The sequence below is a fragment of the Ancylobacter mangrovi genome, assembly GCF_024752335.1.
Classification (GTDB): domain Bacteria; phylum Pseudomonadota; class Alphaproteobacteria; order Rhizobiales; family Xanthobacteraceae; genus Ancylobacter; species Ancylobacter mangrovi.
This window is the reverse complement of record NZ_JANTHY010000001.1, coordinates 172,812-187,641: the sequence shown is the minus strand read 5'-3', so window position 1 is coordinate 187,641 and position 14,830 is coordinate 172,812. Positions and strand designations below refer to the sequence as shown.

General features: G+C 70.6%; 14 protein-coding genes and 2 riboswitches. Of the genes, 7 read left to right on the top strand and 7 right to left on the bottom strand.

Annotated elements, in window-relative coordinates:
- Window positions 1-204: 204 nt before the first annotated feature.
- Complete coding sequence (locus tag NVS83_RS00790) at window positions 205-1,257, top strand: NUDIX hydrolase (protein WP_258737624.1); 1,053 nt, start codon at window positions 205-207, stop codon at window positions 1,255-1,257.
- Between the two features lie 166 nt (window positions 1,258-1,423).
- On the top strand, window positions 1,424-1,549 hold the full coding sequence (locus NVS83_RS00785) for a hypothetical protein (protein WP_258731323.1): 126 nt from the start codon (window positions 1,424-1,426) through the stop codon (window positions 1,547-1,549).
- A 154-nt stretch (window positions 1,550-1,703) separates the two neighbouring features.
- Here the strand turns inward: NVS83_RS00785 and NVS83_RS00780 are convergent, their stop codons facing one another.
- A complete protein-coding gene (locus tag NVS83_RS00780; protein WP_258737623.1) occupies window positions 1,704-2,138 on the bottom strand; it encodes a GNAT family acetyltransferase in 435 nt (144 codons plus the stop codon).
- A gap of 199 nt (window positions 2,139-2,337) precedes the next feature.
- On the opposite strand from NVS83_RS00780, the gene nadA reads away from it, so the two are divergent.
- From nadA to nadC, 3 genes are all read left to right on the top strand, one after another.
- On the top strand, window positions 2,338-3,399 hold the full coding sequence (gene nadA / locus NVS83_RS00775; protein ID WP_374115001.1) for a quinolinate synthase NadA: 1,062 nt from the start codon (window positions 2,338-2,340) through the stop codon (window positions 3,397-3,399).
- Window positions 3,400-3,410: 11 nt separating this feature from the next.
- Window positions 3,411-4,940 (top strand): L-aspartate oxidase, encoded by a 1,530-nt coding sequence (locus NVS83_RS00770; RefSeq protein ID WP_258737622.1) that lies wholly within the window; start codon window positions 3,411-3,413, stop codon window positions 4,938-4,940.
- A gap of 108 nt (window positions 4,941-5,048) precedes the next feature.
- A complete protein-coding gene (gene nadC, locus NVS83_RS00765; RefSeq protein ID WP_258737621.1) occupies window positions 5,049-5,915 on the top strand; it encodes a carboxylating nicotinate-nucleotide diphosphorylase in 867 nt (288 codons plus the stop codon).
- Between the two features lie 205 nt (window positions 5,916-6,120).
- On the opposite strand, the gene NVS83_RS00760 is transcribed toward nadC, so the two are convergent.
- Window positions 6,121-6,612, bottom strand: coding sequence for a hypothetical protein (locus NVS83_RS00760; protein ID WP_258737620.1), 492 nt, complete (start codon window positions 6,610-6,612; stop codon window positions 6,121-6,123).
- 9 nt (window positions 6,613-6,621) lie between these two features.
- Window positions 6,622-6,846: a S24 family peptidase gene (locus tag NVS83_RS23515; RefSeq protein WP_374115000.1), complete on the bottom strand. Its 225-nt coding sequence runs from the start codon at window positions 6,844-6,846 to the stop codon at window positions 6,622-6,624.
- A 594-nt stretch (window positions 6,847-7,440) separates the two neighbouring features.
- A riboswitch (glycine riboswitch) is annotated at window positions 7,441-7,542 on the top strand.
- A gap of 1 nt (window position 7,543) precedes the next feature.
- A riboswitch (glycine riboswitch) is annotated at window positions 7,544-7,673 on the top strand.
- Between the two features lie 90 nt (window positions 7,674-7,763).
- Here NVS83_RS23515 and NVS83_RS00755 point away from each other — a divergent pair.
- Complete coding sequence (locus tag NVS83_RS00755; RefSeq protein WP_258737619.1) at window positions 7,764-9,059, top strand: D-amino acid dehydrogenase; 1,296 nt, start codon at window positions 7,764-7,766, stop codon at window positions 9,057-9,059.
- A gap of 52 nt (window positions 9,060-9,111) precedes the next feature.
- Here the strand turns inward: NVS83_RS00755 and NVS83_RS00750 are convergent, their stop codons facing one another.
- From NVS83_RS00750 to NVS83_RS00740, 3 genes are all read right to left on the bottom strand, one after another.
- The gene (locus NVS83_RS00750) at window positions 9,112-9,990 is read right to left on the bottom strand and encodes an NAD(P)/FAD-dependent oxidoreductase (protein WP_258737618.1); all 879 of its coding nucleotides are present in this window, start codon (window positions 9,988-9,990) and stop codon (window positions 9,112-9,114) included.
- Entirely contained in the window at window positions 9,983-10,432 is a 450-nt protein-coding gene (locus tag NVS83_RS00745; RefSeq protein ID WP_258737617.1) for an RrF2 family transcriptional regulator, read from the bottom strand. Before NVS83_RS00745 ends, NVS83_RS00750 begins: the two co-directional genes overlap by 8 nt.
- A gap of 71 nt (window positions 10,433-10,503) precedes the next feature.
- Entirely contained in the window at window positions 10,504-13,176 is a 2,673-nt protein-coding gene (locus NVS83_RS00740; RefSeq protein WP_258737616.1) for a heavy metal translocating P-type ATPase, read from the bottom strand.
- Window positions 13,177-13,251: 75 nt separating this feature from the next.
- On the opposite strand from NVS83_RS00740, the gene NVS83_RS00735 reads away from it, so the two are divergent.
- Window positions 13,252-13,527, top strand: coding sequence for a metal-sensitive transcriptional regulator (locus NVS83_RS00735; protein WP_258731534.1), 276 nt, complete (start codon window positions 13,252-13,254; stop codon window positions 13,525-13,527).
- Between the two features lie 15 nt (window positions 13,528-13,542).
- Here the strand turns inward: NVS83_RS00735 and NVS83_RS00730 are convergent, their stop codons facing one another.
- A complete protein-coding gene (locus NVS83_RS00730) occupies window positions 13,543-14,781 on the bottom strand; it encodes a glycoside hydrolase family 5 protein (RefSeq protein WP_258737615.1) in 1,239 nt (412 codons plus the stop codon).
- Window positions 14,782-14,830: the final 49 nt, after the last annotated feature.

Genomic DNA, 14,830 nt, shown 5'->3' with positions numbered 1-14,830 from the left:
CCGATTGCCACCGCCGCCCCGGCGATGCAAGGCCCCGCCCGGTATCGCGCCCGCCCCTATCACTCCCTTCCGGCCCTGTCGGCCCGTCTTGCGGGACGCGCCGCGCCATTGGCGGGCGCCAGCGGCGCCGGGCCGTGCTATCTATGGGGCGGCTCCCCTTTTCGGGGGCGATCCCACTTGTCCCGTCCCGTCCGACCGCAACCGATGGCCGCCTCGACCCTGACAAGCCCCTCCGACGACACGCCCCGCACGCCGGCGCCCGACACCTCTGCGCCCGCCCCCTCTGCGCCCGATCTTGCCGCGCCCGACGGGCCGGAGCCCGGCCCGGCCATCGGCCTGTCGGCGGTGATCGTCGCGGTCACGGGCGACGACCCGAAGGTGCTCGCCATCCGCCATGCGGACGGGCGCGAGGCGCTGCCCTCCGGCCCGCTGGAGCGCGGCCACCGCACGCTGGAGACCGGCCTGCGCTCCTGGGTCGAGCGCCAGACGCTGCAGAAGCTCGGCTATGTCGAGCAGCTCTACACCTTCGGCGACCGCGACCGCGGCGAGGACGGCCGGCGCGCGCTCTCCCTCGCCTATCTCGCCCTGGTGCGCGAGGCGCGCCCGGCCGGCGACGCGGATGCGGCATGGCAGAGTTGGTACCGCTATTTCCCCTGGGAGGACTGGCGCGACGGGCGCCCGGCGGTGCTCGACGCGCTGGAGCCGGGCCTGCGCGCCTGGGCGGCGGCGGCCGCCAATCCGCGCATGGGCGAGATGCGGGCCGAGCGGGTGACGCTGTGCTTCGGCGGCTCCGGCGCGGGGCACGAGGCGGGCTGGAACGAAGAGCGGGTGCTGGAGCGCTACGAGCTGCTCTACGAGGCCGGCCTCGTCGCCGAGGCGCTGCGCGAGCGCGGCTCGGCCCGCCCCGCCCCCGGCCCCTCTGGGGTGGAGATGCGCGAGGATCACCGGCGCATGCTGGCGCTCGCCATCGCCCGGCTGCGCGGCAAGATCAAGTACCGCCCCGTGGTGTTCGAGCTGATGGCGCCGGGCTTCACCCTGCTGCAGCTCCAGCGCACGGTGGAGGCGCTGGCCGGGGTCCGGCTGCACAAGGGCAATTTCCGCCGGCTGATCGAGCAGCAGCGCCTGGTCGAGGAGACCGGCGAGACCACCACCGAGACCGGCGGGCGCCCGGCCCGGCTGGTGCGCTTCCGCCGCGAGGTGCTGCTGGAGCGCCCCGCCCCGGGCGTGCGCCTGCCCGGCGGGCTCGGGCGGCGATAGGCGCCGCTTCCATTACGTCACATTAGGGACGCATTGGCCGGTTAGTTTGGCATCGTCGCCGATCGGGCGGCCGAGCCGGCATCGCCAACGATGCAGGCCTTTCTCTCATCATACAGGCGCATCAGCGTCAGCCGCCGACATTGCGTCGCCGCGGCACCGAGGATTCATGTCTACCAAGAAGCAGATCACCACCACCAAGCCCGCCATCCGCTCCAGCGCCGACTGGAAGCCGGAGCCGTGCGGCCTGACGCGCGAGCAGATCCGCGCCATCGTCATCGAACAGATCGGCTGACGAACGGGGGCGTCGGGGAGCGGGCCCGCCGGTTCGCGGCGAAGGCCGCATCGGCCCGGCCGCAAGGCCGGGATCGCCCGCTTCCTCGCCCGCCGTCACCGCGCAAGCAGCGCGGACAAACCCTTCCAGATAGTCTCACCTGAACAGTTCGGCCTCACGACGGGTCGCGCCCGTCGAGCCATTTCGACATGATCACGCGCGGCGCGGTCTCGAAGCCGAGCTTCTCGTAGAAGGCGACCACGCCGGCATTGGTCTCGCGCACGAGGAGCTGCGCCTTGACGATGCCGCGTTCCCGCAGCCAGGCCTCGGCCGCCTCCACCATCAGCGCGCCGACGCCCTGGCGCTGCATCATCGGGTCGACCGCGACGTAGTAGAGCCAGCCGCGATGCCCGTCATAGCCCACCATCACGCTCGCGCCGACCCGCCCGCATTCCAGCCGCGCCACCAGCACGTCGGAGGCCGCCTTGCCGAGCGCGAAGCGGAAATCGCTCGCGGGATCGTTATAGGGCACGGTGAGCCCGCAGGCCCGCCACAGATGCACCACCGCCCTCTCGTCCTCCGGCGTGGCCGCCCCGATCGCCAAAGTCATTCGCGCCTTCCCTCGTTGCTGTGCCCGCGCCGGCCTGCGTCTGCCCGCGCCGGCGATCGCCGAAGCCGATCACCGTATTTGTGACAGACTGTTGACACCGACTTATACTCAGTTCTAGCATAACCTCCGAGACGCCGGGCTGGATGCCCGGCATTCTTTGGCCCAGGATATACTCAAAACGAGCATAAGGGAGGTCGCGATGCTGGAGTTCGACGTCGCTGCCCGTGCCGACCACGCCAACACCGCCACCACCGGCTTCGCGCCGGACCAGGCGCCCCGCGAGATGCCGCTCGCCCATTTCTACAAGCGGGTGTCGGCGCACGTCACCCCGGCCGAATGGCCGCTCATCGTGCGCGACGTCGAAGCCATCGAGGTGCTGAAGCGCCAGCGCAACGCCGTGGTGCTCGGCCACAACTACCAGGCCCCGGAGATCTTCAACACGGTGGCCGACATCGTCGGCGACAGCTTGGCGCTCGCCCGCGAGGCGGTGACTGTCGATGCCGACGTCATCGTCATGGCCGGCGTGCATTTCATGGCCGAGACCGCCAAGCTCCTGAACCCCTCCAAGACCGTGCTGATGCCGGACATGGAGGCGGGCTGCTCGCTCGCCGAATCCATCACCGCCGAGGATGTGCGCCTCATGCGCGCGCACTATCCCGGCGTGCCGGTGGTCACCTATGTCAACACCTCGGCCGCGGTGAAGGCCGAGAGCGACTATTGCTGCACCTCGGGCAACGCGGTGAAGGTGGTGCGCGCGGTGGCGAAGGAATGGGGCGTCAACCGCATCCTCATGCTGCCGGACGAGTACCTCGCGCAAAATGTGCAGAAGGAGGTGCCCGAGCTCGAGCTGATCGCCTGGAAGGGCCATTGCGAGGTGCATGAGCGCTTCACCCCGACCGACATACGCGACCTGCGCGAGAGCCATCCCGGCGTCGTCGTGCTCGCCCATCCCGAATGCCCGCCCGAGGTGGTCGAGGCCGCCGACTTCGCCGGCTCCACCGCCGCCATGGCCGACTATGTGGGCGACCACAAGCCGGCCCGCGTGGTGCTCATCACCGAGTGCTCGATGGCCGACAACGTCGCCGTCAGCCACCCGGAGGTCGAGTTCGTGCGCCCGTGCAACCTGTGCCCGCACATGCGCCGCATCACCCTGCCGAACATCCGCCGCGCGCTGGAGACCATGACCCACCAGGTCGAGATCGACCCGCTCGTCGCCGACCGCGCGCGCCTTGCCGTCGAGCGCATGCTCGCCATCCGCTGAGGAGCGACCCGGTGGACCATTCGCCCGAGAACGTCATCCTCGTCGGCGGCGGTGTCGCTGGCCTCGCCACGGCGCTCGCCCTCGCCCCGCTCCCGGTCACGTTGGTGGTCGCCGCCCCGCTCGGGGCGGAGGCCGCCACCGGCTGGGCGCAGGGCGGCATCGCCGCCGCCATCGGCCCGGACGACGCGCCCGAGCTGCACGCGCAGGACACGCTCGACGCCGGCGCCGGCCTCACCGAGCCGGAGGTCGCCCGCCGCATCGCGCAGGCCGCGCCGGGTGCCATCGACTGGCTGGTCGCGCTCGGCACGCCGTTCGACCGGGACGGCACGGGCGCCCTCGCGCTGGGACTGGAAGCCGCCCATTCGCGCCGGCGCATCGTCCATGCCGAGGGCGACGGCACCGGCCGGGTGGTGCTGGAGACGCTGGCGAAGGCCGCCCTCGCCTGCCCCTCGATCCACGTCCTCGCCGGCCAGCGCGCCATCCGCCTGCTCACCGACGCCGAGGGCCGCGTCGCCGGGGTCGGCGTGCAGGACCGCGACGCGCGCGTCGCCGCCCTCGCCGGGCGCGCCGTGGTGCTGGCGACCGGCGGGCTCGGCGGGCTCTACGCCGCCACCACCAACCCGCTCGGCGCCACCGGCTCCGGGCTGGCGCTGGCCGCCCGCGCCGGCGCTGTGCTGCGCGACATGGAGTTCGTGCAGTTCCACCCCACCGCCATCGCCGCCGGCGCCGATCCCATGCCGCTCGCCACCGAGGCGCTGCGCGGGGAAGGCGCGCGGCTCTATAATGCGCGTGGCGAGCGCTTCATGGCCGCCATCCCCGGCGCCGAGCTCGCCCCGCGCGACGTGGTCGCCCGCGCCATCTTCGCGGAGATCGCGGCCGGCCGGCGGCCGGTGGTGCTCGACGCCCGCTTCGAGGGCGTCGCCCGCCGCTTCCCCGGCGTGGTCGCGCTGTGCCGCGCGCACGGGCTCGACCCGGCCGAGGCGCCGATCCCGGTGCGGCCGGCGGCGCATTACCACATGGGCGGCATCGAGGTGGACGCGGCGGGGCGCAGCAGCGTCGCCGGCCTGTGGGCCTGCGGCGAGGTCGCCTCGACCGGGCTGCACGGCGCCAACCGGCTCGCCAGCAACTCGCTGCTGGAGGCGCTGGTCTGCGCCCGCGCCATCGCCGCCGACATCGCCGGCTCGCCCATGCACGCTCTTGGCCGGCTGGCCGCTCCCGGCGCCCCGGCGCGGCCCTCCCCGGCGCGGGCGGAGATCCGCGCGCTGATGGAGCGCCAGGTCGGCGTGGTGCGCGAGGCGGCGGGGCTGGAGAGCGCCATCGCCCGCCTCGCCGAGCTGTCGGCCGGCGGCGAGGACGACCTCGCGCTGGTCGCGCGGCTGGTGGCCGAGGCGGCGCTCGCGCGCACCGAGAGCCGGGGCGGGCATTTCCGCGCCGACCATCCCGAGCCGGCCGCGCAGGCGCTCCATTCGCGCACCGCGCCCTTCGCCGCGCCAATCGCCGCGCCGGACGCCAGTGCCGACGCGGTGCGGCAGGTGGCCTGACCCGGCCGCCCGCGCCTTCCAACCCGTCTCCCGGCCCCGCCGCCGGGAGACCTTACCCTTCATCGGTCCCGGCCGGCGCGGCCGGCCATGCCCTTCCGGATGGACGCCATGAACACGCCTTCCCTTCCCCCGCTTCCCCGCCTGCTGGTCGAGCCGGTCGTGCGCGCCGCTCTCCTTGAGGATCTCGGCCGCGCGGGCGACGTGACGACGGATTCCGTCGTTCCCGCCGATGCCCGCTTCACCGCCGTCATCGCCAGCCGGCAGACGGGCGTCCTCGCCGGCATCGACGCGGCGGTGATCGCGTTCGAATTGATCGACCCCACGCTGAGCATCGTTGTCGAGCGCGGCGACGGCAGCGCCGTCGCGCCCGGCGACACGGTGATGCGGCTCGAGGGTCCGGCCCGCGCGATCCTCACCGCCGAGCGGGTGGCGCTCAACATCGCCTGCCGCATGTCGGGCGTCGCCACCGCCACCGCCGGACTGGTCGAGATCGCCCGTGCCCACGGCAAGGCGCACATCGTGTGCACCCGCAAGACCACGCCGGGGCTGAGGGCGCTGGAGAAGCACGCGGTGCGCGCGGGCGGCGGCTCCAACCACCGCTTCGGCCTCGATGACGCGGTGCTGATCAAGGACAACCACATCGCGGTGGCGGGCGGCGTCGTCCCCGCCATCCGCGCCGCCAAGGCCAATGCCGGCCACATGGTGAAGATCGAGGTCGAGGTCGACACGCTGGCCCAGCTCGAGGAGGCGATGGCCGAGGGCGTCGATGCGGTGCTGCTCGACAATATGGACCCGCCGACGCTGACCCGCGCCGTCGCCATGGTCGGCGGGCGGGCGCTCACCGAGGCCTCGGGCCGGGTCTCGCGGGAGACGGTCGGCCCGATCGCCGCGAGCGGGGTAGACCTGATCTCGGTCGGCTGGGTGACCCACTCCGCCCCCATCCTCGACCTCGGCCTCGACGCGGCGAGCGCGTGAGGGAGGGGGCCGCCCGCGGGCCGGAAGCGGGACGAGCCATCGATATGGAGGGGTTTCGCAGGGGACGGCGTTTCCGCAGCGGCGGGCGGGCGGTCTTGCAGAGACGCGAAGAAAAGGCGGGGCGCGATAGTTGATATTGCAGACGAGCGCCGGGCCGGTCAGCGGATCATGGGAGGCGCTTTAGAAACGGGTAGCGGCCGATTAATCAGTCGGCGGTGAGAGGCTCCGCGGTGCCGTCCAGTGTCGGGTCCGGTTTGTGCACCACAACTGTCTCGTCGATCTTGCCGCCGGCGAGGACGCGGCGGCCGATGACCTTGCCCAGTTCGAGCGCCTCGGGCCGCTGATCGGGGAAAAGCATTCCGCAGTAGGTATTCATGTTGCCGCGGTCCGAGGTATCGACCTTCGACGAGCCGAGCCAGATGATGGCGACGCGCCAGGCGCAGCTCGTCTTGCGGTCGCTCAGGACGACGCTGTTGCCCTTCCACAAGGTGTAAGCAAGATTGCGCTGGGCTTGGTAGTCATTCTCGAATGCGCGCTTGTAGAGCTTGCGGAACTTGGCCATTTCGGCTTCGCACTCGGCGATCTCATCCGCAGAGCCAGCACAGAAAACCCGCATGAACTTGTCCGCCTCGTGCGCCGCCGCCGTGCCGGCGGTCACGGCCAGGAACATGCAGGAAGCCATCAAAATACGCAGCATAGCAACACCTTAGAGTTCGCGAGCGCCCCAGCATATCCGCCCTATGATCTGGAACGGCTCCCCCGCCGGCACTGGCCGGGCCGGGAAGTGCTGGGCGTTGTCGGATACCATCATCAGTTGGCCCGGCTCGCGCCGCAACCTTTTGATGAACGCCTCGTCGCCGATCGTGAAGGCGTAGATTGCGTCATCGGCGATCCTCGTGCGGGCGTCCGGTGGCAGGGACCAATCTCCCATCCCTCACCCGTCGGAGAGCCGCCGCTCCGGCCTCCCATCCCCCTCCCGGAAAAACTTATCCGCACCCCCCAAGAGCGGGGCGATAATGCCCGCACCTGTCCCGGCAAGGGGGCGCAACCGGAGCGGCCGGCTCGCGCGGGACGGGGGCGGTGGCCATGGGAAAAGGGATAACGCACCCTCGCCCCGTGGCGGCCCAAGCCTTGCGTTCCCGGGCCGCATCACCGCGGTCCACCGGGCGGCGTGCCGGTTCGCCGGCGTGCCGTACCACAGCGGAGGATAGCAACGGTAAGTCCTCCGGGGGCCGCAGGGAGCAAGCCTCAAACACCGCGTGCGGGGCGCCGGGAGCGGCGCGTCGGACGGTTGACTAAAGGCTTGCACCACCTTTTCCCACATGGTGCAGGCGACCGCCGGAGCGTTCCGCCCCGGCGCCCCGCGCGCCCTCCTGAAGGGCGCTCCGTGCCGTCATCCGCCCGGCCCCGCGAGGGGCGCGGGGGTTTGGTGCTGGAACGGTAAAGAGGGCGTTCACGAAGGGCGGAACGGCGTCTCTGCCCTTGAATCGGGCATGCTTTTGTGCGATGCATATAGGCGTCTGCTAGTGATTATGCGGGAGAGATCGACAGTCCTCCCGGACAGGTGTCGGCGCCGACGGAGCAACCCCCCAGGAAACTCTCAGGCACCACGGACCGCATAGTCAGGACAATCTGGAGAGAGGCGTCGGCGCCGGCCGTTCCGGGCGTCAGGACGTCCACCGAAGGGGAAGCCCGGGAAGGCAAGCGGCATGTCGCCGTTCCGTCTCGGGGCGAGCTCTCAGGTACCGCGACAGATTGGGGACAGCCGACCGGAACGCCCGCGAGGGTTCTCGCGGGCACGCCCATGACGGGCGCCGGTTTCGTCGTCCTCAAGCGCGGGAGCATCCCATGCGCCAGATTGCCGTTGTCGGAGCCGGAATCACCGGAATCACCACCGCCTACGCCCTGTCCGAGAAGGGCTACGACGTCACCGTCATCGACCGCCAGCGCTATGCGGCAATGGAGACCTCCTTCGCCAATGGCGGCCAGCTCTCGGCCTCCAATGCCGAGGTGTGGAACTCCTGGGCCACGGTGATGAAGGGCATCAAGTGGATGCTCACCCCCGACGCCCCGCTGCTGATGAACCCCAAGCCCTCCTGGCACAAATATTCCTGGATGGCCGAGTTCCTCGCCAACATCCCGAACTACAAGGCGAACACGATCGAGACCACGCGCCTCGCCATCTCGGCGCGCGACTACATGTTCGACATCGCCCGCCGCGAAGGCATCGACTTCAACCACGAGACGCGCGGCATCCTGCACATCTACCGCGACCGCAAGGCCTATGACGCCGCGGCGCAGGTGTCGAAGCTCTACGCCGCCGGCGGGCTGGAGCGCCGCGCCGTCACCCCGTCCGAGATCCGCGCCATAGAGCCGACCCTGCACGGCTCCTATTATGGCGGCTTATACACCCCGTCCGATTCCACCGGCGACATCCACAAGTTCACCTTCGGCCTCGCCGAGGTGTGTCGCGCCCGCGGCGTGCGCTTCGTCAACGAGGCGAGCGTCGAGCGCGTCACCCACACCGGCAAGGGGCCGGAGGAGACCGGGGTCGAGATCGCCTTTACCGTGGCGCCTGCCTCCGAGGACGCGGCGCCGGTGCGCGAGACGCTTTCCTTCGACGGCGTGGTGGTCTGCGCCGGCATCGGCTCGCGCGCCCTCGCTTCCGGGCTCGGCGACCGGGTGAACATCTATCCGGTGAAGGGCTATTCGATCACCGTCATGCTCGACGACGAGGCGAGCCGGAACGGCGCCCCCTGGGTGAGCCTGCTCGACGACAAGACCAAGATCGTCACCTCGCGCCTCGGCAAGGACCGCTTCCGCGTCGCCGGCACCGCCGAATTCAACGGCGAGAACCGCGACATCCGCGCCGACCGCATCCGCCCGCTCACCGACTGGGTACGCAAGCTGTTCCCGGAGGTCTCGACCGAGCGCTGCGTGCCCTGGGCGGGCCTGCGCCCGATGATGCCGGACATGATGCCGCGCGTCGCCGCCGGCGCGAAGCCGGGCGTGTTCTACAACACCGGCCACGGGCATCTGGGCTGGACGCTGTCCTGCGCCACCGCGCAGATCATCGCCGAGACCGTCGCCGGCGCCATGCCGGTGGAGACGGAAGCGCCGATGCTCCGCATGGCGGCCGAGTGAGCGGCGGGCGAACGGCCCGCCTCTAACCCCGGGCCGGTCCGCCGGGCCGAGGTCAGAACACCAGCGAGCGGTGGATCGCCATGCCGGCGAAGGCGCCGTCGGCCACCGCCAGCGAGACCGAATGCGGCATGCGCGCCACGTCCCCGCAGGCGAAGGCGCCCGGCACGCTGGTCTCCTTCGCTCCGTCGGTGCGGATCTGGGTGCCGAACGCCATCTCAGCCAGTTCGCAGCCGAGCGTCGTCGCGACCGGGGTCGCCGGCGCGTTGGCCGGCAGGGTGAACAGCCCGGCGAAGTCGAGCCGCCGCCCGTCCGCCAGCACCACCCCGGCCGCGCCGTCGAGCCGGGCGATCGTCGTTTCCTCCAGCGCGACGCCCCGCGCCGCGAGGTTCGCGCGCTCGGCGGCATCGGGCGCGACGGAAGCATTGGTGAACAGCGTCGTCTCGCCCCATTCGGCCACCATCTGCGCCTGGTGGACCGACATCGGCCCGGTGGCGATCACGCCGATCCGCCCGCGGTCCAGCTCGTAGCCATGACAATAGGGGCAGTGGAACACGCTGCGTCCCCAGCGCTCGGCCAGACCCTCGATGGAAGGCAGCGCGTCGCTCACGCCGGTGGCGAAGAGCAGGCGCCGTCCCTCATAGCGGGCACCGTCCGCCGTCGTGACGTGAAAGGCGTCGCGCGTTCCCGAGGCGCCCGTGGCCGTGCCCTCGATCCAGTCGAGCGTCGGGTAGGCGGAAAGCTGATCCCGCGCCGTGCGTGCGATCTCGGCCGGGTCGGCACCGTCCTGGCCGAGGAACCCGTGCGACGCGTCGGCGAAGCGGTTGCGCCGCCTCCCCGCGTCGATCACCAGCACCCGTCGCCGCGCCCGTACGAGCTGGAGAGCGGCGGCCATGCCGGCATAGCTGCCGCCGATGATGATGACGTCATGCATGGGGATGTCCTTCCCGGCGCGCCGCCATGCGGCGGGCGAAGTCGGCCGCGAGATCGGCCAGTGTGATGTCAGCGAAGCGCTCCAGCAGCACCGCCTCGGCCTTGGCGAAGGCGTCGTCCAGCGCGGCATTCACCGCCTGCTCGACGAGGCAGTCGGGCGTCTCGTTGCGGTTGCCGATGGCGAAGATCGCCGGTTCGCCGAGAATGGCGTGAAGCTGGCGCAGGGTGACCTTGCCGAGGTCGGCGGAAATCCGCCACCCGCCCGCATGCCCGCGTGCCGAGCGCACCAGCCCGGCCTCGCGCAGCAGGCCCATAGTCCGGCGCACCACCACCGGGTGGGTGTTCATGCAGGCGGCAAGTTCTTCGGAGGTCATCGGCTCCTCGCTCCCCGCCATGTGCAGCAGGGCGTGGAGCACCGAGGAGAGGCGGCTGTCGCGTTTCATGTAACTTCAATTATTACGTAACAGGACAAAAGACAAGGCCGGCCGTGGGAACGGCCGGCCTTGTCCGCGTCCTACATCTTCACGGCGCGGAGCCGCAGCGCGTTGGAGATCACGCTCACCGAGGACAGCGACATGGCGAGCGCGGCCACCATGGGCGAGAGCAGCAGACCGAACACCGGGTAGAGCACGCCCGCCGCGATCGGCACGCCCGCGGCGTTGTAGATGAAGGCGAAGAACAGGTTCTGGCGGATGTTGCGCATCGTCGCCTGCGACAGCCGCCGCGCATGGACGATGCCGCCGAGGTCGCCGCGCAGCAGGGTCAGCCCGGCGCTCTCGATCGCGACGTCCGTGCCCGAGCCCATGGCGATGCCGACATCGGCGCTGGCGAGCGCGGGCGCGTCGTTCACGCCGTCGCCGGCCATCGCCACCACGCGGCCTTCCTTCTTCAGCCGCTCGACGACGGCCGCCTTCTGCTCGGGCACCACCTCCGCCTCGACCTCGGCGATGCCGAGCCGGCGCGCCACCGCCTCGGCCGTGGTGCGGTTGTCGCCCGTGAGCATCACCACGCGGATGCCTTCGGCGGCGAGGTCCTTCAGCGCCTGCGGCGTGGTCGCCTTGATCGGGTCGGCAATGGCAACCGCCGCCGCGACCTTGCCGTCCACCGCCATCAGAATGGCGCTCGCGCCTTCCCGGCGCAGTTCGTCCGCCGGCCCGGTGAGCGCCGAGGCGTCGATGCCGATCTCGGTCAGGAAGGCGGCGCTGCCGAGCGTCACCCGCTTGCCCTCGACGAGGCCGTAGGCGCCCTTGCCGACCGGGCTGTCGAAGCCGCGCACCTTCGGGATATCGATCCGGCGGTCCTGCGCCGCGCTCACGATGGCGCGGGCGAGCGGATGCTCGGAGAGCCGCTCCACCGCCGCGGCGAGGCGCAGCGCCTCGGCCTCGTTGAAGCCCTCGGCAGTGACGATGGCGGTGACGGAGGGCGCGCCCTCGGTCAGCGTACCGGTCTTGTCGACCACCAGCGTATCGACCTTCTCCATGCGCTCCAGCGCCTCGGCGTTCTTGATCAGAACGCCCATGCCCGCCCCGCGCCCGACGCCGACCATGATCGACATCGGGGTGGCGAGGCCGAGCGCGCAGGGGCAGGCGATGATCAGCACCGCGACCGCCGCCAGCAGCGCATGCGAGAAGCGCGGCTCCGGCCCGAAGGCGGCCCAGGCGATGAAGGCGAGCACGGCGCAGGCGACGACCAGCGGCACGAACCAGCCCGCCACCTGGTCGGCGAGGCGCTGGATCGGCGCGCGCGAGCGCTGCGCATCGGCGACCATCTGCACGATGCGCGAGAGCATGGTGTCGCGCCCCACCTTCTCGGCGACGATGACGAGCGAACCGGAGCGGTTGAGCGTGCCGCCGATCACCGCGTCGCCCGTCTGCTTGGTCACCGGCATCGCCTCGCCGGTGACGAGGCTCTCGTCCAGCGCCGAGCGACCATCCTCGACCGTGCCGTCGACCGGCACCTTCTCGCCGGGGCGCACGCGCAGCCGATCGCCGACCACGATCTCCGAGACGGGGACCTCCTCCTCGTCCTCGTCGGCCTCGCCGTCGCGGCCGCGCAGGCGGATGGCGGTCTTCGGGGTGAGGTCCAGCAGCGCCTTGAGCGCGCCCGAGGTCCGCTCGCGGGCCCTGAGCTCCAGCACCTGGCCGAACAGCACCAGCACGGTGATGACGGCCGCCGATTCGAAATAGACCGGCACCGTGCCGTCCGCCGCGCGGAAGGCGGGCGGGAACAGGCCCGGCGCCAGCACCGCGGCGAGGCTGTAGAGATAGGCGACGCCGGTGCCGATGGCAATCAGCGTGAACATGTTGAGGTTGCGGGTGACGACCGACTGCCAGCCGCGCACGAAGAACGGCCAGCCGGCCCACAGCACCGCCGGCGTCGCCAGCACAAGCTGCACCCAGACCGACACCGGACCCGGCACGAGGTGGTGGAGCGCGGGGAACAGATGCCCACCCATCTCCAGCACGAAGACCGGCACGGCAAGGGCGAGGCCAACCCAGAAGCGACGGGTCATGTCGACCAGCTCTTCATTGGGCCCGTCGTCGAGGCTCACCAGCATCGGCTCCAGCGCCATGCCGCAGATCGGGCAGGTGCCGGGGCCGATCTGCCGGATCTCGGGATGCATCGGGCAGGTATATTCGGTGCCTTCCGGCACCGGCTCGGCCGCGCGCGGCTCGAGATATTTCTGCGGGTCGGCCACGAACTTGGTGCGGCAACCGTTGCAGCAGAAATAATAGGTCCGCCCGCCATGTTCGGCGCGGTGCTGCGCGGTATGGGGATCGACGTCCATGCCGCAGACGGGGTCCTTCACCGTCTCGCCGGCATCCGTGCCCGCATGGTCGTGGCCATGGCTGCCGTGGCCGTGATCGCCGTGACCATGGCCGCCGCAGCAGGAGCCGCCCGCACCATCGGCCGGCAGATATTTCTGCGGGTCGGCAACGAACTTGGACCGGCAGCCCGCCGAGCAGAAATAATAGGTCGTGCCGTCGTGATCCGCCCGGTGCTTCGCCGTCGCGGGATCGACGTCCATGCCGCAGACCGGGTCCTTCACCATCTGGCCGGCCGTGCCCGCGGCGCCTGCGTGATCATGCGTATGGGAATGCGCATGGCCGGCGTCATGATGTGAATGATCGTGGCCGCCGCAACAGGACCCGCCCGTCTCCTTCGGCCCGTGACCATGCTCCGCCATGACGATCTCCTCTCATATACCCCATATGGGTATGTAGCTCTTGCCATATATACCCCGCATGGGTATATGGCAAGCATGCAGGACGATACGCGCGATGCTTGTCTGAAACGCCTGAACCGGATCGAGGGTCAGGTGCGCGGGATCGCGCGCATGGTCGAGGACAAGCGCTACTGCATCGACATCGTAACCCAGGTGGCGGCAGTGCGGGCGGCGCTCAAGAAGGTCGAGGAAGAGGTCCTGCGGGACCATGTCGCCCATTGCGTCGAGCACGCCATCGCCTCCGGCGACGCCGACGAGCAGCGCCGCAAGGTCTCCGAACTGATGACGGTGCTCGGCAAACTGAACGCCTGAGCGCCGGGCCAGGGCTCAGGGGGCCTTCAGCCCCAGCGAGGCGACGTAGCTGCGGTTGATGCGGCAATTGGCGAAACGCGCATTCTCGATATAGGCCCGCAGCGTGGCGGCGACAGCCTCGCGCGAGGGCTTCTCCATCCCGGCCCAGGCGCTGCGCGGCACGCTGCCGAAGCGGGCGATCGCGTCCCATCCCTCGGGCTTGACGATCGAGGCGATGGTGGAGCGGGAATCGAGGTTCTTGTAGGTCCAGAAGCTCCAGCCGATGCCGAAGCGCTCGTTCAGCGCGCGGTACTTGGCGTTCCACGCATCGGTGAGTTCGCCCGTCTCGCCGAGGAAGATCGGCACGCCCCAGCGATTGGCGAAGTTCACATAGGCTTGCACCTCGCGCCGCTCGGGGCTGGCCCAGAACTTGTGGTAGGTGTAGGCGAGGTTGTCGGCGAAGGGCGGGCCGAACACGTCGAAATTCGTGCTCCACTGCGCCGCCGCCAGGATCACCGGGTGGTTCGGGTCGACGGCGCGGATCGCCGTCGTGATCTGCTCGTAGAAGGGCTCGAGCCGCGGATTGAGATAGTCCATGTCGCTGTAGGGCGAGATCGGCTCGTTCAGCAGCTCATAGCCCAGCACCGCCGTCTCGTCGCGGTAGCGGGTGGCGATCGCCCGCCACAGCGTGATCGTGCGGCGCTTGAACTCGGGCACGTAGAAGGTCAGCGGGTAGCCGACGCCATCGTCGTGGTTCACGCCGGTCTGGCCGCCGGGCGCGGCGTGGATGTCGAGGATGACCTTGATGCCATGCGCCTTTGCCCAGCCCACCGCCCGGTCGATGAGCGCCCAGCCCTCGCCCTGCGGATCGACCCGCGAGGGGTTCGCCGGGTCGAGGAAGAACTTCCAGTGCAGCGGGATGCGCACCGTGGTGAAGCCGGCCGCCGCGAGGAAGGCGATATCGTCCTCGCGCACATAGACGTCGCGGAAATCGTGCCAGAACCGCGCCGCTTCCTCCGGGCCGGCGAGATACTCGATCACATCCTCGATCTGGTACGGCGCGCGCTGGACCTCGAACTTGAACATGTAGCCTTCCGGCAGCAGCCAGTTGCCGAAGCTCGTGCCCCTGATGTGGAAGGTCGACCCGTCCGGATTGACGAAGCGCGTGCCCTCCGCCCGCACGAAGCCGTCCTGCGCCCGGGCGCAGACGCCGGGCACCGCCAGCAGCGCGGCAAGCAGGAGGATGTGGAACAGGCGGAACGGGGCGGGCCTCATGAGGCGGCACGCTATGTGAGCCGCGAGAGCGGAGCAATGGGCCGTCGCG